The organism is Pseudooceanicola endophyticus, from assembly GCF_018760365.1.
Taxonomy (GTDB): Bacteria; Pseudomonadota; Alphaproteobacteria; order Rhodobacterales; family Rhodobacteraceae; genus Pseudooceanicola; species Pseudooceanicola endophyticus.
Genome location: NZ_JAHIAB010000004.1, coordinates 67393 through 91598, shown reverse-complemented (window position 1 = coordinate 91598; position 24206 = coordinate 67393). Strand labels below are relative to the sequence as shown.

Genomic DNA, 24206 nt, shown 5'->3' with positions numbered 1-24206 from the left:
GGAGATTTTCCATGATGCACAGACCCGTTTCGGCGATTTCCGCCGTCCCCGTCTCCCTGGCGCCCCGGTTTCACGAGGCGGCCTCGGTGGCGCCTGCCCCGGCCCGCTTTCCGGCCCTGCCCCGGCTGACACTGAGGCGCCCGGCCCTGCGGGCCGAGTCGGATCTGGTGATGCTGGGCGCGCTTTGCGCGGTGGCCATCGCCGCCGGCGGCTTCGGACTGGCCTCGGGCTGGTTCGGCGCCCTGCCCCCGGGTGGCGCGACGCTGGAGAGCGTTTCCGCCCACCTGCCCGTCCAGATTCACCAGAACTGAGGCAGGACCATGGACCGCGGCGGGAAGTCAGCTTCCTGCGGCGGCCAGAGCCGTGTCCAGCAGCGCCCGGATCTGGCTTTCCCGGGTCTCGGCCACCAGACGGCCCAGCTCATCCTTGCCCTTCAGCACAACCAGGGTCGAACGGCGCGGAATCCGCATACGCCGGGCGAACTGCGCCTGCCCGTAGGTGTCCCAGTCCACCTTGATGAAGGTGATCGCCCGGCCATAGGCAGGATTTTCCGCCTTCAGCTTTTCGATCACCCGCTGCTGGGCGGCGCAGGTGGTGCACCAGGGCGCGAAGAAATCCAGCAGCAGCACCTCTCCGCGATCCAGGCGCTCTCCGATCAGGCCGGGGGCATAGTCGATCTCGGCGGCGCGCAGGGCGCCGGGCAGGGTGGCGGCCAGCGCAAGCGCGGGGCCGGAGGCGAGAAACAGGCGACGGTCCATGCAACGAACTCCCTAGAGCGATACGGACAGGTCCAGGAGCCACGGCGGAAGGATCCGCAGGGCCCAGCCCTCTGCAAGGTGGGGCAGGTTCAGCACGATGGCCAGCCCCAGGGCAACAAAGAGCGCGCCCAGAAGCGGGCGCGCCACAGCGGCCAGGCGCTGCGCCCGGGCCCGGTTGCGCTGCAGCAGGCCGCGCAGCCCGTGGCCCAACCCCAGGATCAGCGTCGCGACGCCCAGGGCGAAGCCTGCCATGATCGCGGCCGCCAGGCCCAGGTCCTGCCCGGTGGCCGCCAGCGCGATGGCACCGCCCAGGGTGGGGCCGATGCAGGGGCTCCAGACCGCGCCCAGCAGAAGCCCGCCCAGGAACTGCCCCGGGGCGCCGGGGCGGCGCAGGCCGCGCAGCCGCGCCTCGGCCCGAAAGGACAGGCCCGCCGTGCCCCGCCCCAGCCAGCCGGCCAGCGCGGGCAGCAGCAGTGCCAGCCCGAAGAGGATCAGCAGCACCGCGCCGCCCCTTGCCACGGCCTCGGCGGACAGGCCGATCGCATAGCCCGCCCAGGTGACCAGCAGCCCCAGCGTGACGAAGGACAGCGCCAGCCCCGCCGCCAGCGCCAGCGGGCCGCGCGGACTGGCCTGCAGGGCGCTGCCCAGCACCATGGGCAGCACCGGCAGGATGCAGGGGTTGATCAGCGTCAGCAGCCCCGCGAGATAGGCCAGAAGGATCTCCATGCCCGGCAGGATGCCCTGCCGGGACGGGCCCTGTCACCTGACGTCTGCGCGTGCGGCTACCATCGGGGCGGGCGGCTGCTTGGCCAGCTGCACCGCCAGGATGCCGGCGGCGACGATGGCGACGCCCAGCAGATCGACCGGCCCGACATGTTCGCCCAGCACCAGCGCTGCCACCAGCACCCCGAAGAACGGGTTGAGGAAATGGAAGGTCGCGGCCTTCACCGCCCCGATCCGGCCCACCAGGACGAACCACAGCCAGGTCGCCGCCACCCCCGGCACCAGCACCGTGAAGGCGAAGGCGCCGATCAGCCCCGGCGTCCAGCTGACCTGCCAGGGTTCGAACGCCCAGGCCGTCACCGCCAGCACGCCCGAGCCGACCAGCATCTGGTAGCCCACCACCGCCATCACATTGCCCCCCGAGGAGGCGCCGCGCGCCGACAGCGTCGCGATGCTGAGCGCCAGCGCGCCCACCAGGCACAGCGCGACGCCCTTCACCTCGGCGCCGCCTTCCAGCCGCGAGCCCATGATGATCGCCACGCCGATCAGCCCCAGCACCAGCCCGGCGATCGCCATCGGGCGCAGCTTCTGGCCCATCACCAGCCAGCCGATCAGCCCCACCATCAGCGGCATGGTCGAGGCCAGGATCGTCGCCAGGCTGGCTTCGATCCACTGCATGGCGATGAAGAACAGGCCGAGGTAGAGCGCGTTCTGGCAGACCCCGAAGATCACCGTGGAGCGCCACTGCGCCCGGCTCAGCCGCAGGCTCTGGCCCATCGCCCGGGCCAGCGCCAGCGCGATCAGGCCGGAGATCAGGAAACGCAGCGCAAGCGAGCCCATCGGCGGCGCATGTTGCACGATGATCCGGGCCGAGGTGAAGGCGCTCGACCACATCAGCGCAAAGGCCGTGCCCATCAGAATGGCGCGAAAATCCATGCGTTCTCCTTTCAAGTGTTGCCGGCACAGGAGCAGACACGCCCGAGGCGCGAAAGGGGATTTTTGCGCTCCCCAGCCATGCAATTCCTGAGATCCAGATGTGCATTTTTCACAGATCGACGGTAAATCAATGACTTGTGAGTAATCCTCCCCTCGCGTGACGGCTTGCGCCCCTGCCGCAACCTCTTGCATTTTCAAGCACAGAATTTATTTAGCAAGCTAATCTTTAGCCAGCTAATCGGTGACTCGGATGACGATGGACCCTCATAGGACCGCGACCCAGGAGCGCGTGGACGAACGCAGCGGCGACATGCTGCGGGCGGTCATGCTGCTGGCGCGCACCCTGCGGAAAACCTTCGACCACCGCGCCAAGAGCCTCGGGCTGACCTTCGCCCGGGCCCAAGCGATGCTGGCGATCGCCCGACAGGAGGGGATGAGCCAGTCGCACCTGGCCGAGACCCTCGACATCGAGGCGCCGACCATGAACCGCACCCTCGACGGGCTGGAGGAGGCCGGCTTCATCGAACGCCGCCCCCAGCCCCATGACCGCCGGGTCCGCCAGGTCTTCCTGACCGGCCGCTCGCGCGCCCATGCCGAGGAGATCTTCGACTTTTCCACCACGCTGCGGGCCGAGCTGGTTCGGGGCATCCCCCCCGAGGAACTGGCCGCCACCGAAGCCACGCTTCAGAAAATGCACGCGAACCTTCAGAGAATGACCGCAAATGCCAAGGGATGATGAAAATCAGGAGAGCGCCGCAGTGACGGCGACGCCTGCGCCCCAGGCCGCAGGTGCCGGGGCCGACGCCCCCGCATCGCCGCGCCCCGCGCAGGACGCCCAGGCGCCACAGACCCCGGAGGCGCCCGCCGCAGAGCGGACCCCGCCGGAGACCGCCTCCGAACAGGAGTCCGCCGAGCCCCCCGCCGAGGGCGCCCCGCCCGAGGGCGGCGCCCCCGCCGGCGGTCCGCCGCCCTTCGTGCCGCACCCCTGGTACATGGTCGGCCTCTTCGTCTTCGCCTCGATGCTGATGGGGCTGTCGCTGTCGCTGGCCCAGGGCTTCCTCAGCGCCAACACCCGGCAGATCGCCGGCGATCTGGGCATCGCCCAGACCCAGGCGACCTGGCTGCTGGTGGCCTACATGATCCCGCGCGCCTCGCTGACGCTGCTGCTGTTCAAGCTGCGCGCGCAATACGGGCTGCGCCCCTTCGCCATGGTCGGGATCACCGCCTATTCGATCGCCATGTGCCTGTCGTTCTTCGTCAACGACTTCCACTCGGCCGTGGCGGTGCAGTTCCTGTCGGGGATCTGCGGCGCGCCGCTGGGCTCGCTCGCGTTCCTCTACATGCTGGAATGCCTGCCACCGCAGAAGAAACTGAGCTTCGGCCTGCCGATGGCGCTGACCTTCATCATGGTGGGCATGTACCTGGCGCGGGTGATCTCTCCGCCGCTGTGGGATCTGGGCGGCTGGCAGGCGATCAAGTGCTTCCAGTTCGGCCTGGTGCTGCTGGCGCTGCCCTTCATCATGAAGCTGCCGCTGGCCCATGCTCCGCGCATGAAGGTGATCCACACCATGGACCTGGTCAGCTACTGCCTGATCGCCGTGGGCTTTGGCGGCATCCTGGCCGCCTTCGCCTGGGCCACCACCGACTGGTGGACCTCGACGACCTGGCTGGGCTGGACCCTGGCCGTGGCCGGCGCCTGCCTGACCGTCGCCGTGGTGATCGAGCTGAACCGCAAGTCGCCGCTGATGGACATCCGCTGGATGCTGTCGCCTGAGATCCTGCACCTGACCGGCGTGCTGCTGATCTTCCGCATCGTCCTGTCGGAACAAAGCACCGGGGCGCCCTATCTGTTCACCTCGCTGGGGCTTGGCAACTGGCAGATCCAGCCGCTGTTCATGGTCATCGTGCTGGCCTACCTGGCCGCCGGGCTGCTGCTTTCGGTGACGCTGACGATCCCGCGGGTGCCCTACATCCACATCCTGGCGCTGTCGCTGATCATGGTGGGGGCCTGGATGGACAGCCATTCGACCGTGCAGACCCGCCCCGAACAGATGTATCTGAGCCAGGGCATGATCGCCTTCGCCGGCGCCATCTTCCTGCCCTCGACCATGGCCAAGGGGCTGGTGCTGGCACTGGCAAAGGGCCCGGCCTACCTGCTCAGCTTCATCGTCATCTTCCTGTCGACGCAAAGCCTGGGCGGGATCATCGGCTCGGGGCTGTTCCGCACCTTCATCCGGGTCCGCACCGCCTTCCACAACGGCGTGCTGAAGGACGGGCTGATGGCCGGGGACACCTCGGTCACGGCGCAGATCACCACCATGGTGAAAGCCTACAGCACCACCATCACCGACCCGCTTCTCCGGAAGGCCGAGGCCGCCGCCGCATTGGCCAGCAGCGCCAATACGCAGGCCACCGTGCTGGCCTACAATGACGCCTTCCTTCTCACTTCCATGATTGCGGCCGCGGCCCTGATCCTGCTGCTGGGGCACCTTGCCGTGCTCAAGCTTCAGGCCCTGCGCGCCGAACCTGTTTCCGCCTGAGGTCCGCTCCGATGAAAATGACCAAACACCTCTTCCACACGCTCCTGGCCGCCGCGATCGGCATCGTCGCCGTGGGCTTCATCCTGTTCGCCTGGCAGCTGCCGCCGTTCAACAGCCCGGTCACCAGCACCAACAACGCCTATGTCCACGGCAAGGTGACCACCATCGCGCCGCAGCTCTCGGGGCTGGTGACCGACGTGCCGGTGAGCGACTTCCAGCAGGTCAGCAAGGGCGACGTGCTGGCCCGGATCGACGACCGCAGCTACGTTCAGGCGGTGGCCTCGGCCGAGGCGTCGCTACGCTCCGCCAAGGCCAGCCTGGCCAACAACGCGATCTCCATCGCCTCGGCCAAGGCTTCGGTGACCTCGAAGATCGCCGCGCTCGACAGTGCCAAGGCCGCGCTGGATACCGCCCAGACCAACTGGGACCGCGAGCAGCGCCTGAAGCAGCGCGGCTTCGTCGCCCAGAGCGATCTGGACGATGCCCAGCTGACCCTGAACCAGGACAAGGCCGCGGTGGAACAGGCCAAGGCCGCCATCGCCGTCGCCCAGCAGGCCCAGAAGACCGCCGAGGCCAACGACAGCACCCTGCAGGCCACCGTCGACAGCGCCCAGGCGGCGCTGGAGACCGCCCAGATCAACCTGTCCAACACCGTCATCCGCGCCCCCGAGGACGGTCGCCTTGGCCAGATCTCGGTCCGGGTCGGGCAGTATGTCTCGGCCGGCACGACGCTGATGTCCCATGTCGGCGCCCAGACCTGGGTAATCGCCAACTTCAACGAGACCCAGCTGGCCGGGATGAAGATCGGCCAGCCCGTCAGCTTCCGGGTCGATGCCATGGGCGGCAAGCGCTTTACCGGCGTGATCGAGCAGTTTTCTCCGGCGACCGGCTCGCAGTTCTCGGTGCTGCCGTCCTCGAACGCCACCGGCAACTTCACCAAGATCGCCCAGCGGGTGCCGGTGCGCATCACCATCGACCCGGACCAGGGCCAGGCCGCACGGCTGGTGCCGGGCCTGTCGGTCGAGGTGTCGGTCGACCGCTCTCTGCCGGGCAACCCCAAGGCGGCCCGCAAGACCGCCGAGAATGACGACGGTGCCGCGCTGCCCACGGGCGTGCTGGACACCGACACCGAGAGCCCGACCTGAGGTCCACCCCCTCAGGTCATGCGGAAGGGCCCGCCCCCATCAGGGAGCGGGCCCTTTTTATGTCGTCCCTGCGGGACCGAGGAGAGCCTGGCCGCGGGCCGGAACGCAAAAGGCTGCCCGGGGGCAGCCTTCGCGGTCCCGGTCAACGGGGCGCAGGATCAGGCGTTGACGCTGTCCTTCAGAGCCTTCGCGATCGTCATCTTGACGACCTTGTCGGACTCTTTCTTGATCTGCTCGCCGGTGGCCGGGTTGCGGACCATACGCTCGGGGCGTTCACGGCAGTAGATCTTGCCGACGCCCGGCAGGGTCACGGCGCCGCCGGCGGACACTTCCTTGGTGATGATCGCGACGACAGCGTCCAGCGCTGCGGTTGCGGTCTTCTTGTCTTCGCCCATTTCCTCGGCCAGCGCGGCAACGAGTTGGGTCTTGGTCATCGGCTTCGCCATTCGATGGTCTCCTTGTCACTGCCCGATGTTTTGGGCCTCGTGCGGGGCATATAACCGGAAGGGGATTCCCGACACAATCAATCATGACAGGGTCCCGCGCTTATTTGCCGGCAAAAGACCCCTTATTTGCCTTGACCGGACGGCATTGCAGCCGTCCGGAGCCGAGACGGTCGGTTCAGTTCACAGGAAGGCGGTCTCGTCGAAGCTGCGCAGCTTGCGACTGTGCAGCCGCTCCAGCGGCATGTCGCGCAGGCTTTCCATGGCGCGAATCCCGATCATCAGGTGACGGCTGACCTGGGTCTTGTAGAAATCCGTCGCCATGCCGGGCAGCTTCAGCTCTCCGTGCAGCGGCTTGTCGGAGATGCACAGCAGCGTGCCGTAGGGCACCCGGAAACGGAAGCCGTTGGCCGCGATCGTCGCGCTTTCCATGTCGAGCGCCACGGCCCGCGACTGCGACAGCCGCTGAACCGGGCCGCGTTGGTCGCGCAGTTCCCAGTTCCGGTTGTCCAGAGAGGCCACCGTACCGGTCCGCATAATCCTTTTCAGATCATAGCCTTCCATCTCGGTCTCGACCTCGACCGCCTCTTCCAGAGCGACCTGGATCTCGGCCAGGGCGGGGATCGGGACCCAGACCGGCAGGTCATCGTCCAGCACCTTGTCCTCGCGCAGGTAGGCATGGGCCAGAACGAAGTCACCCAGCCGCTGGCTGTTGCGCAGTCCGGCACAGTGGCCGACCATGATCCAGGCATGGGGCCGCAGCACCGCGATGTGGTCGGTCGCGGTCTTGGCATTCGACGGCCCCACCCCGATGTTGACCAGGGTGATGCCGGCGCCGCCGGGCCGTTTCAGGTGATAGGCCGGCATCTGCGGCATTTTCGGGCTGGGCGGGATCTCTGCTTCGGCATCGGTGATCTCGACATTGCCGGTCGAGACGAAGCTGGTGTAGCCGCTTTCCGGATCGGCAAGCATCCGCCGAGCGTAGGCTTCGAACTCCGAAACATAGAACTGGTAGTTGGTGAACAGCACATGGTTCTGGAAGTGCTCGGCATCCGTGGCCGTATAGTGGCTGAGCCGCGCCAGCGAATAATCGACCCGCTGCGCCGTAAAGGGCGCCAGGGGGTTCACCCCGTCGGGACCGGGCACGAAGGTGCCATTGGCGATGTCGTCGTTGGTGGTGTTGAGATCCGGCACGTCGAAGACATCGCGCAGCGTGAAGTCCGCCGCGCCCTCGTGCGGGACGGTGATCCCGGCATTGGCCACGGCGAAATGCACCGGCATGGGCGTGTCCGACGGGCCGATCTGCACCGGGACGCCGTAGTTGTGGATCAGGGCGCCGATCTGCTGGATCAGGTAGTGGCGGAACAGGTCCGGTCGGGTGATCGTCGCGGCATGGGTGCCCGGATGGGCGACATGGCCAAAGCTCAGACGGCTGTCGATCTGGGCAAAGCTGGTCGTGGTGATCCGGACCTCGGGGTAGAAGGCGCGGATCCGGCCTGCCGGGCGCCCCTCTGACATGGCGGTCAGAAACTGCTCCCTGAGGTAGGTGGCCGCCTGGTCGTAGAGCTGCTGCAGCCGGTCGACGGCAGCGGTTGCATCGGTGAACCCTTCGGCCGGCAGGGCATCGGGGGTCATCACGCTTTCGGTCATTCGAGACTCCTTTACGCCCTTTGTGCGATGCAAGGGGCGCCCGTGCAAGCACCGAGAGAACCGGCGGTCCCCTGCTCCTGGCACGGCGCGATGACGCCGGCATGACGACGAAGGTCCCGGCCAGGCCGGCGCAGGGACTTGCCAGCCCGCCTGCGGCGTCGCAAGACTGCGCCATGACCGGCATGATGATATCCTTCGGCCATGGCTATTCGGCCCGCGCGCTGGCGCGGCGGCTGTTGCCTCAGGGCCACAAGATCCACGGCACCACCCGCAAGCCCGAGCGGCTGGAGCCGATGCGCGCCACCGGCGTGACCCCGCATCTTTTCCCCGCAGACGACCTGGCGCCGCTGCTGCGCCGGGCGAGTCACCTGCTGATCTCGGCGGGTCCCGATGCCGAGGGCGACCCGGTGCTGCGCGCCCTCGGGCCGCAGATCGCCGCCGCGGCGCCGCATCTCGACTGGGTCGGCTACCTCTCGACCACCGGGGTCTACGGCGATCACGATGGCGGCTGGGTGGACGAGACGACGCCCCTGGCCCCCTCGACCCGGCGCGGACGCTGGCGCCAGGAGGCCGAGGCCGCCTGGCAGGCCATTCCCGGCCTGCCGCTGCACATCTTCCGCCTGGCGGGAATCTACGGGCCCGGGCGCGGTCCCTTCTCGAAGGTGCGGGCCGGCACGGCGCGCCGGATCGTGAAGCCGAACCAGGTGTTCAGCCGCATCCACGTGGAGGACATCGCCCAGGTGCTGGAGGCCTCGATGGCACGGCCGCGCCCCGGTGCCGTGTACAATCTCTGCGATGACGATCCGGCGCCGCCTCAGGACGTGATCGGCCATGCCGCCCGGCTGCTGGGCATGCCCCTGCCCCCGGAGGAGGATTTTGCCACCGCCGAAATGAGCCCGATGGCCCGCAGTTTCTACGCCGAGAGCAAGCGGGTGCGGAACGACCTGATCAAGCAGGAGCTGGGCATCCAACTGCTCTATCCCGACTATCGGGCGGGGCTGGCTGCGCTGCATGCCGCCGAAAGCGGAGCGGAGGCGTGAACCAACCCGCGGTCCCGCGCGTTGAGACGCCATGCAGAGGATGACAGCCGAGATGGGTCGCGATGCCTTGCCGCCGGAGGCGGCCACCGCAGGGGAAAATGCCGGCCCCGCCGAGCGGCTGGGTCCGCAGATGCGGAGCCTGTCGGATATCCTCGATGCGCTGGAGAATGCCGGCCAGGGCGACGAGAAGGTCTCGGTCGGGGACATCATGTCCGAGATCGGCCTGCGGGCCTTCGCTCCGGTGATCCTGGTGCCGGCGCTGATCCTGGTCTCGCCGCTGTCGGGGATCTTCGGCCTGCCGACCCTGGGCGCGCTGTTCATCTTCCTGATCACCATCCAGAAGCTGCTGGGCCGGGATCAGGTCTGGGTGCCGGGCTGGTTGCGCCGCCGCCAGGTCCACGAGGACAAGCTGGCGCGCGCGGTGGGCTGGCTGCGCCGCCCCTGCGGCTGGGTCGACAAGCGCACCCACCGGCGCCTGACCGGGCTGGTCAGCCGCCCCGCGAACACGGTGACGCTGCTGGTGATCCTGGCGATCTGCCTGGTCATCCCGGCGCTGGAACTCTTGCCGATGGTGACGTCGCTCTTCGCCCTGGCCCTGTCGTTCTTCGCCATCGGCCTGCTGTCCCGGGACGGGCTGTTCACCCTCCTGGGCTACGCCTGGACGGCGGTGTCGCTGGTGACGATCTACGCGCTGGTGAGCGGCGGCCTGGCCGCGGTCTGAAGTCGGGGCCAGCAGTCTTGGTATGAAGCCGGGGGAGGGGGCTCTGCCCCCGTCTCCTGCGGAGACTCCCCCGGGATATTTTGGGCCAGATGACAGCGGAGCTGCGCCGGCTCCGCAGGAGACGGCAGGGCCGGGGCCGGCTCGATACCGGGTCCGGCCCTGCCCTGCCGCTCAGGCGCGTCGGCCCAGACGTTCCAGACCAAGCGTGTCAAGCACGCGGGCCTCGATGTCGGAGGCGTTGAGACGGGCGGTGGCATACATGTCCGCCGGGCTCGACTGATCGATAAAGATGTCGGGCAGCACCATGGAGCGGAACTTCAGCCCGGCATCGAAGACGCCCTCGTCCGAGAGAAGCTGCGCCACGTGGGAGCCGAAACCACCCACCGCGCCTTCCTCGATGGTGATCAGCGCCTCGTGGGTCGCGGCAAGATCGAGGATCATCTCGCGGTCGAGCGGCTTGGCAAAGCGCGCATCCGCGATGGTCGGCGTGATGCCGCGCAGGGACAGCGCCTCGGCGGCCTTCTGGACCTCCTGCAGGCGGGTCCCGAACGAGAGCAGCGCCACGCCCTTGCCCCGGCTGATGATCCGGCCCTTGCCGATCTCCAGCAGAATGCCCTTTTCGGGCATCTCGACGCCGGCGCCTTCGCCGCGCGGGTAGCGGAAGGCGATCGGGCCCTCGTCATGGGCGGCGGCGGTGGCGACCATGTGCTTGAGTTCCGCTTCGTCCGCGGCCGCCATCACCACCATGCCCGGCAGGTTCGCGAGGAAGGCGATGTCGTAGCTGCCCGCGTGGGTCGCACCATCCGCGCCCACCAGACCGGCGCGGTCGATGGCGAAGCGCACCGGCAGGCGCTGGATCGCCACGTCATGCACCACCTGGTCATAGCCGCGTTGCAGGAAGGTCGAATACATCGCGCAGAAGGGGCGCAGCCCGCCCGCCGCGAGACCTGCCGCGAAGGTCACGCCGTGCTGTTCGGCAATGCCCACGTCGAAGCAGCGGGTCGGGAAACGCTCGGCCATCAGCTGCAGGCCGGTGCCATCGGGCATGGCGGCGGTGACGGCGCAGATGCGGGGATCCTCCGCCGCGAGGCGCACCAGCTCCTTGCCGAAAACCGAGGTGTAGCTCGGGGCATTCGACGGCGCCTTCTTCTGCTCGAAGCTCGGCACGTCGAACTTGGCGGTGGCATGGCCCTTGTCGGTGGCGCGTTCGGCGGGCGCATAGCCCTTGCCCTTCTTCGTCACCACATGGATCAGCACCGGGCCATCGGCGCGGGTCTTCACCGTGCGCAGCACCGGCAGCAGCTGGGTCAGGTCATGCCCGTCGATCGGGCCGATGTAGGAAAAGCCCAGCTCCTCGAACATGGTGCCGCCGACGGCGATGCCCTTGAGGATGTCGCGCGCCCGCTTGGCGCCTTCCTGGAGCGGCGGCGGCAGCAGCCGGGCGCCGGCCTTGGCCGCTTCCTTGAAGCTGGTGAACGACTCGCCGTTGTAGAGCCGCGAGAGATAGGAAGAGAGCGCCCCCGTGGGCGGCGCGATCGACATCTCGTTGTCGTTGAGGATGACGATCATCCGCTTCTTCAGGTGGCCGGCGTTGTTCATCGCCTCGAAGGCCATGCCCGCGCTCATTGCGCCATCGCCGATCACCGCGATCGCATCGCCCAGCCCCTCGGGGATCTGGCCACCCAGATCGCGCGCCACCGCGAATCCCAGAGCTGCCGAGATCGAGGTGGAGCTGTGCGCCGCCCCGAACGGGTCGTAGGGGGATTCGGAGCGCTTGGTGAAGCCCGACAGCCCGTCCTTCTGGCGCAGCGTGCGGATGCGGTCGCGCCGCCCGGTCAGGATCTTGTGCGGGTAGGACTGGTGGCTGACATCCCAGATGATCTTGTCGCGCGGCGCCTCGAAGACGGCGTGCAGGGCCACGGTCAGCTCCACCACGCCGAGGCCCGCGCCCAGGTGCCCGCCGGTTTCCGACACCGCCGAAATCGTCTCGCTGCGCAGTTCGTTGGCCAGCTGGCGCAGCGCACCATCCGACAGGCCCTTCATGTCTGCGGGGGTGACCACCTTGTCGAGAAGGGGGGTGTCGGGTCTGTCGCTCATCGTGCTCTCCTGCCGGGCGCCGTGCCGCGCACCGGCCTTATTCAGCTGCGGCGGGAGATAACGAAGCGCGCGGCCTCCCGCAAGTTTTCCGCAAGTGCTCCATAGGGATGAAGCGCCTCGCAGGCATCTTCGACCAGGCGGGTGGCCTCGGCACGGGCCGGTTCAAGGCCCATCAGCGACACGAAGGTCGCCTTGCCGGCCTCGGCATCCTTGCCGACGCGCTTGCCGGTCTGGGCCTCGTCCCCCTCGATGTCCAAGATGTCGTCGGCGATCTGGAAGGCAAGGCCCAGCCCCGCCGCGTAACGCGCCAGCGGCGCCGGATCTGCCCCCGCCATCACCGGGCCGGCGGTGGCGGACCATTCGAACAGCGCCCCGGTCTTGAGGGCCTGAAGCCGCTTGATTTCCGGCAGGTCCAGCGGCACGGCTGCGGTTTCCGCCGCAATATCAAGCGCCTGCCCCAGAACCATCCCCTGCCCGCCGGCGGCGCGCGCCATCCGCAGGATCAGTTCGGCCTTGCGGGTGGCGTCCAGCTGGGCCCCGGCCAGCCATTCGAAGGCCACGGTCTGCAGCGCGTCGCCCACCAGGATCGCCGTCGCCTCGTCCCATTTCACATGCACCGTCGGCAGGCCGCGACGCAGGTCGTCGTCATCCATTGCCGGCAGGTCGTCATGGACCAGCGAATAGGCATGCACCGCCTCGATCGCGGCGGCGGCATCCAGCGCGGCTGCGGGCGCCACGTCGTGCAGGCGCGCGCTTTCCAGCACCAGGAAGGCCCGCAGCCGCTTGCCGCCTCCGGCAGCATAGCGCATGGCATGGCCCACTTCCCCGCCGAAGCCCGCCAGGCGGCGGTCCAGATGCGAGGTGACCGCGTCGGCGGCCTCTGCGAGTGCGGTGGCAAACACCTGTTACAGCCCTTCGACCGGCTTCAGCCCGGCCGGGGCGCCCTCACCGTCGAGGGTGATCGCGGCGACCTTCTCCTCGGCCTCCGCGAGCTTCTTCTCGCAGTGTTTCTTCAGCTCGGCGCCGCGCTCGTAGAGCTTGATCGACGCTTCCAGCTCGACGTCGCCGCGTTCGAGCTGGCCGACCACCGCCTCCAGCTCCCGCATCGCGGCTTCGAAGGAAAGGTCGGACGTGGGGGTATCGCTCATCTGGGCCTCCGGGGGTCGTCGGGCATTCGGATCGGGCGCACCTTATCCGGGGGGCGGTCGGGGTTCAATCGGGCGCGGTGCCGGCCCGCGCCCGAGATTGACGCAACGGCATCCCGGAGAGATGCTGCCGGAATGAGCATTCTCGGCGAACATGCCCCCGGCCGGCACCCGCAGGAGGAGGCCCGCGCCCGCGCCCGGCTGGAGATCCTGCTGGCCGGGCGGGGCACGGCGGGCGCCGTGCTGAAGCTGGTGCCCGCGCAGCGTGCGGTGCTGGCGGGGGACTGGCAGGGGCAGGCCTGCGTCTTTCACCTGGGGCTGGGGCCCGAGGCGGGGCTGGCGGCCCGTTTCGAGGAGCTGCGCCGGGTGCGCGCCTACATGGACGGCGGGCCGTTCCGGGTGCCGGAGCCGCTGGCGCTGCTGGGCGCGGGCGAGGCCAGCGTGACGGCCTTCGTTGCCGGATCCTCGCTGCTGGCGGCGATGTGGGCCGGGGACGATGCCGCGCGCCATGCGTTGCAGACCCGCGCCGCCGGCTGGCTGCGTGCCCATGCCGCCCCCGGGGAACGCCTGCGCCCGGCCAACCGCCGCCCCTGGCGCAGCCGTGCCGAGGCCGGGCTGGCCCGCCAGGGCCATCCCGCGCTGATCGCCGTCGAAACCCAGGTGCTGAGACGGATGCACCAGCTGTCCCGGGCGCTGCGCGGCGAGGGGGCGGAATGGCGGGTCAGCCTGGGGCACGGCGATTTCCACGCCGGCAACCTGTTGCTGACGCCCGGGGCGCTGTGGGGGATCGACCTGGGCGGGAAGGCTGTGGCCCCGGTCTGCCGCGACATCGCACGCTTTCTTGTGCACAATGCCCGGCGCGGCCTGCTGCCCTCGGGGCGGCGGCGCTACGGGGTGGATGCCGGCGGGCTCGAGGCGTTTGCCAGCGCCTTCGGCCTGGACGCGGTGGAACGCGAGGGCGACCTGCCCTTCTTCCTGTGCCACGAGCTGCTGGCGCGCCCGGAGCATCCGGGCCTGCCCGAAGCGCGGATCTCCCATGCCCGGGAGATGGCCGAGGGGCTGCTGGCGGATCTGCGCCAGCGCCTGTCGGTCTGAGCGTCGGAGCGGCCCCGGGACGGGGAGGCCTCCGGCGGGGATATTTATGGCCAGATGATGAAGAGCCGGGGCGCTCAGTCCGGGGCCAGCATGTAGCCGGCGCCGCGCACCGTCTGGAGGTAGCGCGGCTGTTTCGGATCGGCCTCGATCTTGCGGCGCAACCGGGTGATCTGGACATCGACCGCGCGTTCCTGGGCGCCGGGCTGATCCTTGCCGCCGGTGCGGCCCATTTCCTCGACCAGCTGGAGGCGCGAGAGCGGCTCGCCCGGGTGGGCGGAGAAGATCCGCATCAGCTGGACCTCGGTCGCGGTCAGCCGGATCGGCAGGTCGCCGCGCCAGAGCTCGGAGCGTTCCATGTCGTAGCGCACATCGCCCAGGTGCAGCACCTTGGGGGCAGAGGCGGCGGCATGGGAGGTCTCGGGGACGCGGCGCAGGATGGCATTGATCCTGAGCAGCAGTTCGCGCGGCTCGAAGGGCTTGGTGAGGTAGTCGTCGGCGCCGGCTTCGAGGCCGCGGATGCGGTCATCGGCCTCACCGCGTGCCGAGAGCAGCAGGATCGGCGTCGAGATCTCCTGCCGGAGGCTTTCGGTCAGCGAGATCCCGTCCTCGACCGGCATCATCACGTCGAGCACGATCAGGTCGAATTCCAGCCCCGCCAGCAGGCGGCGCGCCTGCGCCGCGTCGCGCGCGGTGGAGACCAGGAAGCCGTTGCGCTTGAGGAAGCGTGCCAGCAGGTCACGGATCCGTTCGTCGTCGTCGACAACCAGGATATGCGGGTCCGGATCGGTCATGACTTGCCTTCCCTGAGCGACATGTAGGTGCGGTGCTGTTCGGGGTCCATCAGCGCCTCGAGCACCTGGCGAAAGCCGGCGACGGCCTCGGGGCCGGCCTGGCGATAGGCGGCGCGCATGCGCTTGCGCTGCGCCCCCGACAGGCGCGATTCCAGCGCCGCCCCCTCGGGCGTGAGGAAGAGATGGCGTTCACGCTTGTCGGCGCGCCCGACCCGGCTTTCGACCAGCCCGTCCTCGATCAGGGTGCGCAGCACCCGGTTGAGGCTCTGCTTGGTGACGCCGAGAATGGTCAGCAGCCGGGTGACCTTCATCCCCTCGGCCCGGGCGATGAAATGCAGCGCCCGGTGATGGGCGCGCCCGTACTGGGTGCCCTCTAGCACCAGGTCCGGGGCGGCGGTGAATCCCTGATAGGCGAAGAAGACGGCCTCGATCCCCTGGCGGAGCTGCTCATCCGTCAGGAAGAGCAGCGAGTCTCCCACCTGCGTATCCGACATGCGTCCCCTTCCCCCTCGGCTGCGGTCTGCGTGGTGCCTTTCAGTCTATCCGCGCAAGCCCGGGGGGGACAAGGACGGGCGTGAAAATAAGTCAGGCTTGTTGACATTCCAAGAATCAAGGACTAGGTAGCACCCGCGTTGACGAAATATTCTGTCCGATCCGGACGTTTCAAGCGCAACATATGGAAAAATTAGATGTCAGGAGGTTCGCGATGAGTTCCTATGAGGACCGCGACGGCAAGATCTGGATGGACGGCAAACTGGTGGACTGGCGCGATGCCAACGTACACCTGCTGACCCACGCCCTGCATTACGCCTCCTCCGTTTTCGAAGGCGAGCGCTGCTACAACGGCAAGATCTTCAAGGGCGTCGAGCACTCCAAGCGGCTGAAGGCCTCGGCCAATCTGCTCGACTTCGAGATCCCCTACTCCGTCGAGGAGATTGAGGCGGCGAAATATGCCATGCTGGAAGCCAACGGCTGGAAGGACGCCTATGTCCGCGCCGTGGCCTGGCGCGGTGCCGGCGAGGACATGGGCGTCTCGTCGAAGAAGAACCCGGTGCGGCTGGCAATCGCCGGCTGGGAATGGGGCAACTACTACGGTGACGCGAAGATGAAGGGCGCCAAGCTCGACATCGCGAAGTGGAAGCGCCCGTCGCCGGAAACCATCCCCGTGCATGCCAAGGCCGCCGGTCTTTACATGATCTGCACCATGTCCAAGCACGAGGCCGAAGCCAAGGGCTGCTCGGATGCGCTGTTCATGGATTACCGCGGCTACGTGGCCGAATGCACCGGCGCCAACATCTTCTTCGTGAAGGATGGTGAAGTGCACACGCCCCTGGCCGACTGCTTCCTGAACGGGATCACCCGCCAGACCGTGATCGCCATGCTGAAGGAAAAGGGCATCCGTGTCTGGGAACGCCATATCGAGCCCTACGAGCTGGAAAGCTTCGAGCAGTGCTGGCTGACCGGCACCGCCGCCGAAGTGACCCCGGTGGCCCAGATCGGCGACTACCACTTCGAAGTGGGCGCCCTGGTCAAGGATGCCGTCGCCAGCTACGAGAAACTGGTCCGCGCCTGAGCGCCGCACCAGAGGGATCAGGAAGGCCCGCCCGAAACGGCGGGCCTTTTTCGTTTCCCGCCGTGGGAGGGGGCTCTGCCCCCCGTCTTCCTGCGGAAGACTCCCCCGAGGTATTTGAAACAAGAAAATGGGCGGGAGCGCGGCGCCCCCGCCCGTTTCATCTTTCTTCAAATATGCCCGCCGGAGGCGGAATGGATCACACCAGTTCCGCGAGGTCCCGGGCGGCGAAACCTTTCAGCTGGTCGGCCTGACCCGCCTTCACCTTGGAGACCCAGGCCGGGTCGGAAAGCAGGGCGCGGCCGACGGCGATCAGGTCGAACTCGTCCTTCTCCATACGGGTCAGCAGCTTGTCGAGGGGCGTGACCTCGGAGCCCGCACCGCCGAAGGCGGCGAGGAATTCGCCCGAAAGACCGACCGAGCCCACCGAGATCGTCGGCACGCCGGTGATCTTCTTGGCCCAGCCGGCAAAGTTCAGCCCGGCCTCGCCGTCGAGTTCGGGGAACTCGGGCTCCCAGAAGCGGCGCTGCGAGCAGTGCAGAATGTCGACGCCGGCCTCGACCAGCGGCTGCAGCCAGCGCTCCATCTCGGCGGGGTCGGAGGCCAGCTTGACGGTGTAGTCCTGCTGTTTCCACTGCGACAGGCGCATCACGATGGGGAAGTCCGGGCCGACGGCGGCGCGCACGGCCTTGACGACCTCGATCCCGAAGCGCGAGCGCGCTTCGATGGTCGGGCCGCCCCAGGCATCGCTGCGCAGGTTGGTGCCCGACCAGAAGAACTGGTCGATCAGGTAGCCGTGGGCGCCGTGGATCTCGGCCACGTCGAAGCCGAGGCGCTTGGCATCCGCGGCGGCCTGGGCGAAGGCGGCGATGGTGGCCTCGATATCGGCCTCGCTCATGGTGACGCCGCGCGGATCGCCGGGACCGACCAAGCCCGAGGGGCTTTCGACGGGGGCCTCGGGCTCCCATTCGCCGCCACGGGTGGAGCCGGTGTGCCAGATCTGCGGGCCCATCTTGCCGCCGGCGGCATGGACCGCGTCGATCACCTGCTTCCAGCCGTCCAGCGCCGCGCCGTGGAAGAAGGGAATGCCCGGCAGGTTGCGCGAGGCGGGGCGGTCGATCACCGTGCCCTCGGACAGGATCAGGCCGACGTCATGTTCGGCCCGGCGCCGGTAATAGGCGGCATTGGGCTCTGCGGGGATCCCCTCGGGGGCCATGCCCCGGGTCATCGGCGCCATGACGATCCGGTTCTTCAGCGAAAGCCCCTTGTAGGTGAAGGGACGGAACAGCGTGTCGGTAGTCGCGCTCATGACTCTCTCCGTTCTGCCGCGGTGCGGCGTGACTGTTTGGCGGACACAAGGTATATTTCGGATACCAGGTGTCAATGAGGCACCATGGATGCACCAGGTCACTTCGAGGTAACCGGCCCATGAGCGATACGGCCCCAGACACCCTGCCCGCCGCGCTGGCGGAAAAGATCACCCATTGCGGCGCCCAGGCCTTTACCGCCGACTGCCCGTCGCGCAGGCTGCTGGACGAGATCGCCGACAAGTGGTCGATGATGATCCTGACGGTGCTGACCCATGGGCCGGCGCGCTTCAACGCCATCAAGCGGGCGCTGGAGGGGATTTCCCAGAAAAGCCTGACCCAGTGCCTGCGCCGGCTGGAGCGCAACGGGCTGGTCACCCGCGAGGTCCTGCCGTGCAGTCCGGTGGCGGTCCAGTACGGGCTGACCCCGCTGGGCGAGACGCTGCTGCCGCCGTTCCGCGCCCTCTACGCCTGGACCTACCGCCACATGGAGGAGGTCGATGCCGCCCGAGCCGCCTTCGATGCCGACAGCACGGGCTGAGGCCCGGGCACCTCAGGCGCGCTTGCGGCGGGGCGCATCCACATCGGCGCGCACCTGGGCATGGCTGATCAGCGCGAAGATGAAGGTGCCGCCCAGCACGTTGCCGATCAGGGTCGGCAGCCAGAAGCCAAACACAACATCCAGCAGGTTGGCCTGCCCCAGCATCAACATGAAGAGGGCTTCGATGGTGCCGACGATGACATGCGGGAATTCCCCGATGGCGATCAGATAGGTCGCCAGGAACACCAGCAGCATCTTGGCGCGGGGCTCGGCATGGATGGCCCAGACCATTGTGGCGATCAGCCAGCCCGAGATCACGCCCCCCGCCAGCATCTGCGGCCAGGGTTTTTCCAGCATGTGGGCGCCGATGTTGACGAAGCTCTGCATCACGTCGCCGGGGAAGACCGGCATCCAGGCAAAGACCGCCGCCGCGATGGCACCGCCGATGGTATTGCCCAGCAGCACCACCCCCCAGAGCCGCAGCAGGCAGGCCAGGTTCTTGCGCGTCGGGTTCGACATGAAGGGCAGGACCGGGGTCACCGTGTTCTCGGTGAACAGCTGCTGGCCGGCGGCGATCACGAAGAGGAAGCCCAGCGTGTAGCCGGCGGAATCGATCAGGAAGCCGAAATCGCTCTGCGGCAGGTTGGCCATCAGCACGCCGCGGCCCAGGAAAGAGGTGCTCATGGTGATGCCGCCGGCAATCGCCGACCACAGCAGCGCCATGACCTCGCGCCGCAGCTCCTTCTCGCCGGAGCGCCGGATCACCGCATGGACCGCCGCCGCCTGCGAGGGCAGCTGCTCCTCAAGCGCCGCCACATCGGGCGCGCGGCCCTCTTCTGCCTGATCCTGTGCCATTGGGTCGTCCTTCAAGGGGCGTCCTTCCGTTCCGCTGGGGGTTCCTCCGCAGAAAGGCAAACGCGAAAGCCCGCGCCGGGTTCCCCGAAACGCGAAAGGCCCGGGCATGAGCCGGGCCTTTGCGGGTCCTTTCGGGACGGGGGATCAGGCCGCCTTGAAGATGCCTTCGGCCTTGGCCCGTGCCATGCCCTCGTCCAGGCTTTTCCAGGCGCGTTCGATCAGGGTGTCGATCTCGGCCTTCGAAATGACCAGCGGCGGAGAGATGATCATCCGGTCGCCGACATGGCGCATCACCAGGTTGTTGGCGAAGCAGCGCTCGCGCACCATGAAGCCGACGGCGCCTTCCTTGCCGGCGAATTTCGCCCGCGTGGCCTTGTCCGGCGTCAGCGCCAGAGAGCCCATGGCGCCGATGATCTTCGCCTCGCCCACCATCGGGTGCTGCGCGAGGGATTCGAACTGTTCCTTCAGATAGGGGCCAGTGTCGTCCTGCAGGCGCGCGATCACCTTTTCCTCTTCGAGGATGCGCAGGTTTTCCAGCGCCACGGCGGCGGCGACCGGGTGGCCGGAATAGGTGTAGCCGTGGTTGAACTCGGTCGCGGCGATCACCGCGTTGACCTCATCCGACAGGATCGAGCCACCGATCGGCTGGTAACCCGAGGACAGACCCTTGGCGATGGTCATGATGTCGGGACGAATCCCCATGGTCTGGCAGCCGAACCAGTTTCCGGTACGCCCGAAGCCGCAGATCACCTCGTCCGCGATCAGCAGGATCTCGTACTTGTCGCAGATGCGCTGGATCTCGGGCCAGTAGGTCGCGGGCGGGATGATCACGCCGCCAGCCCCCTGCACGGGCTCGGCGATGAAGGCGGCAACCTTGTCCTCGCCCAGCTCCAGGATCGCCTGCTCCAGCTCCTGCGCGCGCATCAGGCCAAAGTCCTCGGGGCTCATGTCGCCGCCCTCGGACCACCAGTCGGGCTGGCCGATATGGTGGATGTCGGGGATCGGCAGACCGCCCTGCGAATGGATCGACTTCATGCCGCCCAGGCTGCCCGAGCCCATGGAAGAGCCGTGGTAGCCGTTCCAGCGCGCGATCACGACCTTCTTGGACGGCTTGCCCTTTTCCGCCCAGTAGGTGCGCACGATGCGCAGGTTGGTATCGTTCGCCTCCGACCCCGAGGAGGAATACATGACGTGGTTCAGATCCCCCGGCGCCAGTTCCGCAAGCTTTGCCGACAGCGCGATGACCGGCACGTGGGTCGTCATGAAGAAGGTGTTGTAATAGGGCAGTTCCTTCATCTGGCGGGCGGCGACCTCGGCCAGCTCGTCGCGGCCATAGCCGATGTTGACGCACCACAGACCCGCCATGGCATCCAGGATCTTCTCGCCCTCGCTGTCGCTCAGCCAGCAGCCGTCGGCACCGGTGATGACCCGCGCGCCCTTCGTCGCGAAGCCCGCATTGGTCGAGAACGGGTGCACATGATGCGCCGCGTCCAGCGCCTGAAGCTCTGCCGTGGGCATGTGGTTGGTGATGCTGACCATGAAGGGCCTCCTGTCCGATGCGTCGTCGGGCCGGAGAATATGATCAAATTAGCACTTGTCAATCGAATCGCGGGGCGGTCACAGGGCCTGCCGGATCATCTCCATGCCCTGTTCCAGATCGCCGGCAATCGCGGCCGCGGCGGCCTCCTGATCGCCTGCTTTCAGGGCACAGATCAGTTCCTTGTGCATGTCGGGCAGGTTGCGGGTGCCGAACTGGCCGCAGACCACCCGCAGCGAGGGGCCAAAGCGCAGCCACAGCCCCTCGACCAGGCCCGACAGGATCGGCGCCTCGGCACGGGCGTTCAGATAGGCGTGGAAACGGTGGTTCTCGACCAGGTAGTCATGCACATTGCCGCGACGGATCGCCTCGTCCAGGGCGCTGTCGATGGCCTCCATCGCCAGGATATCGGCCTGGTTCAGCCGCTGGCAGGCGCGGCGAGCCAGCTCCGGCTCCAGCGCCCGGCGGGCGACCAGAAGCTGATCCAGATCCGCCGCCGTCAGCGCCGGGACCGAGATCCGCCGGTTGCCCCGGAATTCCAGCGCACCCTCGGCCATCAGCCGGCGCAGCGCCTCGCGCACCGGCGTCATCCCGGCATCGAGGTCCGACACCAGCCCCTGGATGGTCACCCCCTGGCCCGGCTCGAACTGGCCGAACAGCACCCGCGCCCGCAATTCGCGATAGACGATCTCGTGCGCCGGAAGCCCCGCGCCCTTGCTGTCGCGCGCAGCCGATGCCTCTGCCTGCAAATTCATCACCCTTCCCCGTATCACGGTTGTTCACCTCATCTTGCACGGCTTGCGCCCCCATGGAAACATCTTCCTGTTGCCAGAGGGCGCAACGTTTGATCAAATTTGGGATGAAGGGCACGAAGAACCCCCAAATCTCAGGGAGACCATTTCATGAAGAGAACCATGCTGAGCGTGACCGCAGCTCTGGCACTGTCGGCTACCGCCGCCGCGGCCCAGGAAGAGGTGCATGTCTACAACTGGTCCGATTACATCGACGAATCGCTGCTGAAGAAGTTCGAGGACGAGACCGGCATCAAGCTGGTCTACGACGTCTTCGACTCCAACGAGCTGCTCGAGACCAAGATGCTGGCCGGGGGCTCCGGTTACGACGTCGTGGTTCCCACGGGCACCTTCCTGCAGCGCCAGATCGCCGCCGGCTCGTTCCAGAAGCTCGACAAGTCGAAGCTGCCGAACCTGAAGAACATGTGGGACGTGATCCAGAAACGGACCGACACCTACGATCCCAACGGCGACTATTCGATCAACTACATGTGGGGCACCACCGGCATCGGCATCAACGTCGACAAGGTGAAGGAAGCGCTTGGCGACGACGCGCCGGTGAACTCGCTCGCGCTGGTCTTCGATCCCAAGAACATGGAAAAGCTCGCCTCCTGCGGCGTGATGTTCCTCGACGCCCCGACCGAGATGGTGCCGGCCGCCCTGACCTACCTGGGCCTGAACCCCGACGCCCACGACAAGGACTCGCTCGACAAGGCCGAGAAGGCGCTGGAAGCGGTGCGCCCCTACATCCAGAAGTTCAACAGCTCGGAATATATCAACGCGCTGGCGAACGGCGACATCTGCGTGGCCTTCGGCTGGTCGGGTGACGTGCTCCAGGCCCGCGATCGCGCCGCCGAGGCCGACAACGGCGTGAAGGTCGAATACAACATTCCCAAGGAAGGCGCGCTGATGTGGTTCGACCAGATGGCCGTGCCCGTCGATGCCCCGAACCCCGATGGCGCGATGAAGTTCCTGAACTTCATCATGGACGCGCACAACGCCGCCGCGGCCTCCAACTACGTCTACTACGCGAACGGCAACAAGGCCTCGCAGCAGTACCTCAACGATGACGTGATCGGCGACCCGGCGATCTACCCCGACCAGGAGACGCTGGACCACCTCTACACGGTCACGCCCTTCGACGCGAAGGACCAGCGCAACCTGACCCGCATGTGGACCAAGGTGAAATCGGGTACCTGACGCCCGGATCGCCCGACACCCGCCGCGCCGCAGCCCCTGCGGCGCGGTTTCCATGCCGAGACCAGGAGCCCGCCCCATGCCTCAGACCGTCTTCGCCCCCTGGGAGAACCCGGACGAAAAACCGCTGATCCAGTTCCGCAACGTGACCAAGCGCTTCGGCGATTTCACCGCGATCGACAACCTGGACCTCGACATCTACACCCGCGAATTCTTCGCCCTCCTGGGCCCCTCGGGTTGTGGCAAGACCACGCTGATGCGCATGCTCGCGGGCTTCGAGACGCCCAGCTCGGGCAGCATCCTGATCGGCGGCCAGGACATGGCGGAGATTCCGCCGAACCGCCGCCCCGTCAACATGATGTTCCAGAGCTACGCGCTCTTCCCGCATCTCTCGGTCTGGGACAACATCGCCTTCGGCCTGAAGCGCGAGGGCAAGGACCGCGGCACGATCGAGACCCGCGTCGCCGACATGATGCGCCTGACCCGGCTCGAGAAATTCGCCCGCCGCAAGCCGCACCAGCTCTCGGGCGGCCAGCGCCAGCGCGTCGCGCTCGCGCGCTCCCTCGCCAAGGCGCCGAAACTGCTGCTGCTCGACGAACCGCTGGGCGCCCTCGACAAAAAGCTGCGCGAAGAGACGCAGTTCGAACTGATGGACATCCAGGAGAAGACCGGCACCACCTTCGTCATCGTCACCCACGACCAGGAAGAGGCGATGACCGTCGCCTCCCGCGTGGCGGTGATGGACGAGGGCAAGCTGGTGCAGGTCGCCACCCCCGACCGCATCTACGAGACCCCGAACTCGGTCTACGTGGCCGATTTCATCGGTGACGTGAACATCATCGAGGGCCGCGCCTCCCAGTCCGGCGACCGGGTCCTCGTCAGCTGGGCCGAGGGCACCACGCCCCTGGTCGCCGCCACCGAAAAGCACCTTTCCAAGGACCAGGCCTGCTACCTGGCGATCCGCCCGGAAAAGATCACCATCTCGGAAACCGAGCCCGACACCGCCAACCGCCTGCAGGGCGAGATCCTCGACATCGGCTACCTCGGCAACATCTCGACCTACCACGTCAAGCTGCCGACCGGCCACGTGATCAAGGCGCAAAGCACCAACACCCGCCGCATCGCCCGCCGCTCCTTCACCTGGGAGGACAAGGTCTGGCTGTCCTGGACCGACACCGCCGCCATCCTGCTGGAGCGCTGATCATGCCCGTCAGCCTCCAGCCCGACCGCCGCGCCCCGTTCCGCCTCCGGCGGGCATATTTGGGGAAAGATGAAACCACCCGCCATGGGGGCCCGACGGCCTCCCCGTCATCTGGCCATCAAT

25 protein-coding genes are annotated in these 24206 nt (G+C 67.6%); 11 read left to right on the top strand and 14 right to left on the bottom strand.

All coding sequences use genetic code 11. The features are described from left to right. The first annotated feature begins 11 nt into the window (after positions 1-11). The gene (locus KM176_RS08775; protein WP_160891161.1) at positions 12-311 is read left to right on the top strand and encodes a hypothetical protein; all 300 of its coding nucleotides are present in this window, start codon (positions 12-14) and stop codon (positions 309-311) included. Positions 312-338: 27 nt separating this feature from the next. Here KM176_RS08775 and KM176_RS08770 read toward each other — a convergent pair whose 3' ends face one another. Genes KM176_RS08770 through KM176_RS08760 form a run of 3 tightly spaced genes read right to left on the bottom strand, consistent with a single transcriptional unit; the run spans position 339 to position 2417 of the window. Then, positions 339-758: a thioredoxin family protein gene (locus tag KM176_RS08770; protein WP_160891162.1), complete on the bottom strand. Its 420-nt coding sequence runs from the start codon at positions 756-758 to the stop codon at positions 339-341. Positions 759-770: 12 nt separating this feature from the next. Then, entirely contained in the window at positions 771-1484 is a 714-nt protein-coding gene (locus KM176_RS08765; RefSeq protein ID WP_160891163.1) for a cytochrome c biogenesis CcdA family protein, read from the bottom strand. A 33-nt stretch (positions 1485-1517) separates the two neighbouring features. Next, a complete protein-coding gene (locus KM176_RS08760; protein WP_160891164.1) occupies positions 1518-2417 on the bottom strand; it encodes a DMT family transporter in 900 nt (299 codons plus the stop codon). A gap of 250 nt (positions 2418-2667) precedes the next feature. Here KM176_RS08760 and KM176_RS08755 point away from each other — a divergent pair, with 250 nt between their 5' ends. The 3 genes from KM176_RS08755 to KM176_RS08745 are packed head-to-tail and all read left to right on the top strand — an operon-like array spanning position 2668 to position 6102. Continuing rightward, positions 2668-3153 (top strand): MarR family winged helix-turn-helix transcriptional regulator, encoded by a 486-nt coding sequence (locus KM176_RS08755; protein ID WP_160891165.1) that lies wholly within the window; start codon positions 2668-2670, stop codon positions 3151-3153. A gap of 22 nt (positions 3154-3175) precedes the next feature. Further along, complete coding sequence (locus tag KM176_RS08750) at positions 3176-4957, top strand: MFS transporter (protein ID WP_202397677.1); 1782 nt, start codon at positions 3176-3178, stop codon at positions 4955-4957. A gap of 11 nt (positions 4958-4968) precedes the next feature. Further along, on the top strand, positions 4969-6102 hold the full coding sequence (locus KM176_RS08745; RefSeq protein WP_311136121.1) for an HlyD family secretion protein: 1134 nt from the start codon (positions 4969-4971) through the stop codon (positions 6100-6102). A 158-nt stretch (positions 6103-6260) separates the two neighbouring features. On the opposite strand, the gene KM176_RS08740 is transcribed toward KM176_RS08745, so the two are convergent. Together KM176_RS08740 and KM176_RS08735 are read right to left on the bottom strand one after the other, a co-directional pair. Continuing rightward, positions 6261-6548, bottom strand: coding sequence for an HU family DNA-binding protein (locus KM176_RS08740; protein ID WP_160891166.1), 288 nt, complete (start codon positions 6546-6548; stop codon positions 6261-6263). Positions 6549-6728: 180 nt separating this feature from the next. Next, on the bottom strand, positions 6729-8195 hold the full coding sequence (locus KM176_RS08735) for an AMP nucleosidase (protein ID WP_160891167.1): 1467 nt from the start codon (positions 8193-8195) through the stop codon (positions 6729-6731). A gap of 173 nt (positions 8196-8368) precedes the next feature. Between KM176_RS08735 and KM176_RS08730 the strand changes: the two genes are divergently transcribed. Together KM176_RS08730 and KM176_RS08725 are read left to right on the top strand one after the other, a co-directional pair. Further along, positions 8369-9235, top strand: a complete 867-nt coding sequence (locus KM176_RS08730) for an SDR family oxidoreductase (protein ID WP_160891168.1) — start codon at positions 8369-8371, stop codon at positions 9233-9235. Between the two features lie 31 nt (positions 9236-9266). After that, positions 9267-9956 (top strand): exopolysaccharide biosynthesis protein, encoded by a 690-nt coding sequence (locus KM176_RS08725; RefSeq protein ID WP_236045233.1) that lies wholly within the window; start codon positions 9267-9269, stop codon positions 9954-9956. A 171-nt stretch (positions 9957-10127) separates the two neighbouring features. Here the strand turns inward: KM176_RS08725 and dxs are convergent, their stop codons facing one another. From dxs to KM176_RS08710, 3 genes are read right to left on the bottom strand one after another with little or no spacing between them, the layout of a single operon-like run. After that, positions 10128-12053 (bottom strand): 1-deoxy-D-xylulose-5-phosphate synthase, encoded by a 1926-nt coding sequence (gene dxs / locus KM176_RS08720; protein WP_160891169.1) that lies wholly within the window; start codon positions 12051-12053, stop codon positions 10128-10130. Between the two features lie 41 nt (positions 12054-12094). Beyond that, positions 12095-12955: a polyprenyl synthetase family protein gene (locus KM176_RS08715; RefSeq protein WP_328806007.1), complete on the bottom strand. Its 861-nt coding sequence runs from the start codon at positions 12953-12955 to the stop codon at positions 12095-12097. A 3-nt stretch (positions 12956-12958) separates the two neighbouring features. Then, the gene (locus KM176_RS08710; protein ID WP_160891170.1) at positions 12959-13201 is read right to left on the bottom strand and encodes an exodeoxyribonuclease VII small subunit; all 243 of its coding nucleotides are present in this window, start codon (positions 13199-13201) and stop codon (positions 12959-12961) included. Between the two features lie 132 nt (positions 13202-13333). On the opposite strand from KM176_RS08710, the gene KM176_RS08705 reads away from it, so the two are divergent. Beyond that, positions 13334-14293, top strand: a complete 960-nt coding sequence (locus KM176_RS08705; protein WP_160891171.1) for a phosphotransferase family protein — start codon at positions 13334-13336, stop codon at positions 14291-14293. A 74-nt stretch (positions 14294-14367) separates the two neighbouring features. Here the strand turns inward: KM176_RS08705 and KM176_RS08700 are convergent, their stop codons facing one another. Beyond that, positions 14368-15084 carry a response regulator gene (locus tag KM176_RS08700; protein ID WP_160891172.1) on the bottom strand — a complete coding sequence of 239 codons (717 nt, stop codon included), beginning with the start codon at positions 15082-15084 and terminating at the stop codon, positions 14368-14370. Then, on the bottom strand, positions 15081-15578 hold the full coding sequence (locus KM176_RS08695) for a MarR family winged helix-turn-helix transcriptional regulator (RefSeq protein ID WP_160891173.1): 498 nt from the start codon (positions 15576-15578) through the stop codon (positions 15081-15083). Before KM176_RS08695 ends, KM176_RS08700 begins: the two co-directional genes overlap by 4 nt. Positions 15579-15790: 212 nt before the next feature. On the opposite strand from KM176_RS08695, the gene KM176_RS08690 reads away from it, so the two are divergent. Beyond that, complete coding sequence (locus KM176_RS08690) at positions 15791-16657, top strand: branched-chain amino acid aminotransferase (protein WP_160891174.1); 867 nt, start codon at positions 15791-15793, stop codon at positions 16655-16657. Between the two features lie 196 nt (positions 16658-16853). Here the strand turns inward: KM176_RS08690 and KM176_RS08685 are convergent, their stop codons facing one another. Further along, the gene (locus KM176_RS08685) at positions 16854-17963 is read right to left on the bottom strand and encodes an NADH:flavin oxidoreductase (RefSeq protein WP_160891175.1); all 1110 of its coding nucleotides are present in this window, start codon (positions 17961-17963) and stop codon (positions 16854-16856) included. A gap of 119 nt (positions 17964-18082) precedes the next feature. On the opposite strand from KM176_RS08685, the gene KM176_RS08680 reads away from it, so the two are divergent. After that, positions 18083-18502, top strand: a complete 420-nt coding sequence (locus KM176_RS08680; protein WP_160891176.1) for a winged helix-turn-helix transcriptional regulator — start codon at positions 18083-18085, stop codon at positions 18500-18502. A gap of 12 nt (positions 18503-18514) precedes the next feature. On the opposite strand, the gene KM176_RS08675 is transcribed toward KM176_RS08680, so the two are convergent. The 3 genes from KM176_RS08675 to KM176_RS08665 form a co-directional block, all read right to left on the bottom strand. Beyond that, a complete protein-coding gene (locus KM176_RS08675) occupies positions 18515-19357 on the bottom strand; it encodes a formate/nitrite transporter family protein (protein ID WP_160891177.1) in 843 nt (280 codons plus the stop codon). A gap of 144 nt (positions 19358-19501) precedes the next feature. Further along, positions 19502-20896: an aspartate aminotransferase family protein gene (locus KM176_RS08670; protein ID WP_160891178.1), complete on the bottom strand. Its 1395-nt coding sequence runs from the start codon at positions 20894-20896 to the stop codon at positions 19502-19504. Positions 20897-20974: 78 nt separating this feature from the next. Continuing rightward, on the bottom strand, positions 20975-21649 hold the full coding sequence (locus KM176_RS08665) for a GntR family transcriptional regulator (protein ID WP_160891179.1): 675 nt from the start codon (positions 21647-21649) through the stop codon (positions 20975-20977). Positions 21650-21796: 147 nt separating this feature from the next. Between KM176_RS08665 and KM176_RS08660 the strand changes: the two genes are divergently transcribed. Further along, positions 21797-22885 carry a polyamine ABC transporter substrate-binding protein gene (locus KM176_RS08660; RefSeq protein ID WP_160891180.1) on the top strand — a complete coding sequence of 363 codons (1089 nt, stop codon included), beginning with the start codon at positions 21797-21799 and terminating at the stop codon, positions 22883-22885. Positions 22886-22961: 76 nt separating this feature from the next. Next, complete coding sequence (locus tag KM176_RS08655) at positions 22962-24083, top strand: ABC transporter ATP-binding protein (protein WP_160891181.1); 1122 nt, start codon at positions 22962-22964, stop codon at positions 24081-24083. Positions 24084-24206: the final 123 nt, after the last annotated feature.

Coding starts and splice junctions, on each gene's coding strand:
- KM176_RS08775 (WP_160891161.1), top strand. CDS start 12: ATGATGCACAGACCCGTTTCGGCGATTTCCGCCGTCCCCGTCTCCCTG.
- KM176_RS08770 (WP_160891162.1), bottom strand. CDS start 758: ATGGACCGTCGCCTGTTTCTCGCCTCCGGCCCCGCGCTTGCGCTGGCC.
- KM176_RS08765 (WP_160891163.1), bottom strand. CDS start 1,484: ATGGAGATCCTTCTGGCCTATCTCGCGGGGCTGCTGACGCTGATCAAC.
- KM176_RS08760 (WP_160891164.1), bottom strand. CDS start 2,417: ATGGATTTTCGCGCCATTCTGATGGGCACGGCCTTTGCGCTGATGTGG.
- KM176_RS08755 (WP_160891165.1), top strand. CDS start 2,668: ATGACGATGGACCCTCATAGGACCGCGACCCAGGAGCGCGTGGACGAA.
- KM176_RS08745 (WP_311136121.1), top strand. CDS start 4,969: ATGAAAATGACCAAACACCTCTTCCACACGCTCCTGGCCGCCGCGATC.
- KM176_RS08740 (WP_160891166.1), bottom strand. CDS start 6,548: ATGGCGAAGCCGATGACCAAGACCCAACTCGTTGCCGCGCTGGCCGAG.
- KM176_RS08735 (WP_160891167.1), bottom strand. CDS start 8,195: ATGACCGAAAGCGTGATGACCCCCGATGCCCTGCCGGCCGAAGGGTTC.
- KM176_RS08730 (WP_160891168.1), top strand. CDS start 8,369: ATGACCGGCATGATGATATCCTTCGGCCATGGCTATTCGGCCCGCGCG.
- KM176_RS08725 (WP_236045233.1), top strand. CDS start 9,267: ATGCAGAGGATGACAGCCGAGATGGGTCGCGATGCCTTGCCGCCGGAG.
- dxs (WP_160891169.1), bottom strand. CDS start 12,053: ATGAGCGACAGACCCGACACCCCCCTTCTCGACAAGGTGGTCACCCCC.
- KM176_RS08710 (WP_160891170.1), bottom strand. CDS start 13,201: ATGAGCGATACCCCCACGTCCGACCTTTCCTTCGAAGCCGCGATGCGG.
- KM176_RS08705 (WP_160891171.1), top strand. CDS start 13,334: ATGAGCATTCTCGGCGAACATGCCCCCGGCCGGCACCCGCAGGAGGAG.
- KM176_RS08700 (WP_160891172.1), bottom strand. CDS start 15,084: ATGACCGATCCGGACCCGCATATCCTGGTTGTCGACGACGACGAACGG.
- KM176_RS08695 (WP_160891173.1), bottom strand. CDS start 15,578: ATGTCGGATACGCAGGTGGGAGACTCGCTGCTCTTCCTGACGGATGAG.
- KM176_RS08690 (WP_160891174.1), top strand. CDS start 15,791: ATGAGTTCCTATGAGGACCGCGACGGCAAGATCTGGATGGACGGCAAA.
- KM176_RS08685 (WP_160891175.1), bottom strand. CDS start 17,963: ATGAGCGCGACTACCGACACGCTGTTCCGTCCCTTCACCTACAAGGGG.
- KM176_RS08680 (WP_160891176.1), top strand. CDS start 18,083: ATGAGCGATACGGCCCCAGACACCCTGCCCGCCGCGCTGGCGGAAAAG.
- KM176_RS08675 (WP_160891177.1), bottom strand. CDS start 19,357: ATGGCACAGGATCAGGCAGAAGAGGGCCGCGCGCCCGATGTGGCGGCG.
- KM176_RS08670 (WP_160891178.1), bottom strand. CDS start 20,896: ATGGTCAGCATCACCAACCACATGCCCACGGCAGAGCTTCAGGCGCTG.
- KM176_RS08665 (WP_160891179.1), bottom strand. CDS start 21,649: ATGAATTTGCAGGCAGAGGCATCGGCTGCGCGCGACAGCAAGGGCGCG.
- KM176_RS08660 (WP_160891180.1), top strand. CDS start 21,797: ATGAAGAGAACCATGCTGAGCGTGACCGCAGCTCTGGCACTGTCGGCT.
- KM176_RS08655 (WP_160891181.1), top strand. CDS start 22,962: ATGCCTCAGACCGTCTTCGCCCCCTGGGAGAACCCGGACGAAAAACCG.